At 64.5% G+C, this 1,471-nt stretch carries 2 protein-coding genes; both read left to right on the forward strand.

Going from position 1 to position 1,471, the window contains the following annotated elements; translation table 11 throughout:
* A partial coding sequence (locus A9X04_RS19755) for an ABC transporter permease (RefSeq protein WP_197509247.1) occupies positions 1-489 on the forward strand: 489 nt, incomplete at its 5' end.
* A 5-nt stretch (positions 490-494) separates the two neighbouring features.
* A partial coding sequence (locus A9X04_RS19760; RefSeq protein ID WP_067924183.1) for an MCE family protein occupies positions 495-1,471 on the forward strand: 977 nt, incomplete at its 3' end.

The following is a 1,471-nucleotide window of genomic DNA, read 5'->3' on the forward strand; positions in this document are numbered from 1 at the left end:
CAGGCGCTGGCCGCCACGGTCGGCGCCGGCGCCACCGCCGAACTGGGCGCCATGCGCATCAGCGAGGAGATCGACGCGCTCGAGGTGATGAGCATCCGGTCGATCCCCTTCCTGGCGTCCACCCGGGTCGTGGCGGGCCTGATCGTGATCATCCCGCTCTACGGGTTGGCGATGACGATGGCCTTCCTGTCCCAGCAGGTCACCACGGTCTTCTTGTACGGGCAGTCCATCGGCACGTACAACCACTACTTCCACACCTTCCTGCGCCTCAACGACGTGGCCTGGTCCTTCGCAGAGGTGATCCTGGTCGCGGTGGTCGTGATGACCACCCACTGCTACTACGGCTACACCGCCACCGGCGGGCCGGTCGGCGTTGGCGAGGCGGTGGGCCGGTCGATGCGGTTGTCGTTGATCACGATCGTCGTGGTGGTCGTTCTCACCGCGATGGCGGTGTACGGCAAAACCCCGAACTTCAACCTCACCGTGTAGCCGCCATGACCACCCCGGTGAAGCAGAACCCGCAACGCATACCTCCGTACCGGACGGCGGCTTTGGTGTTTTTGGTCGTCGCCGCGGTGGTGCTGGGGTTCGTGTGGTTGCAGTTTCGCGGCCGGCTCTCGCCGACGACACACTTGACGATGTTGGCTCCCCGGGCCGGTCTGGTGATGGATCCGGGGTCGAAGGTCACCTACAACGGCGTGGAAGTCGGCCGGGTGGCCAGCATTTCGGAGGTCGAACGGGACGGCACACCGGCGGCCAAATTCGTCTTGAACGTGAATCCGAAATGGATCGAGCTCATTCCGGCCAACGTGGACGCCAACATCAGGGCGACCACGGTGTTCGGCAACAAGTACGTCTCGCTGACCTCGCCGAAAAACCCGGCGGCGCAACCCATCACACCGGAGCACGTGATTGACGCGAGGTCGGTGACAACCGAGTTCAATACGCTGTTCGAGACACTGACCACGATCACGGAAAAGATCGATCCCGTCAAGGTGAACCTGACGCTGGCGGCGGCCGCGCAGGCGTTGACCGGGTTGGGCGACAAGTTCGGGCAGTCGATCGTCAACGCCAACGCCATCCTCGACGACATCAATCCGCAAATGCCGCAGATCCGGCATGACATTCAGCAGCTGGGGGTCCTGGGCGACATCTACGCCAACGCCGCACCGGATCTGTTGGACGCCCTCAACAACGCGGTGATCACCGCACGCACGGTGCACCGGCAGGAAAACGACCTGGACGCAGCGTTGTTGGCCGCGGCCGGGCTGGGCAACACCGGCGCCGACGTCTTCGCCCGCGGCGGGCCCTACCTACAGCGGGGGGCCGCCGATCTGGTGCCCACCGCCGGCCTGCTCGACACCTACAGCCCGGAGTTCTTCTGCACCATCCGCAACTACTACGACGAAGAACCCCATGCCTATGAGACGACCGGCGGCGGCAACGGATACGCGCTGAGAACCATGACCGA

It is taken from the genome of Mycobacterium sp. E3247 (assembly GCF_001667785.1).
GTDB lineage: Bacteria > Actinomycetota > Actinomycetes > Mycobacteriales > Mycobacteriaceae > Mycobacterium.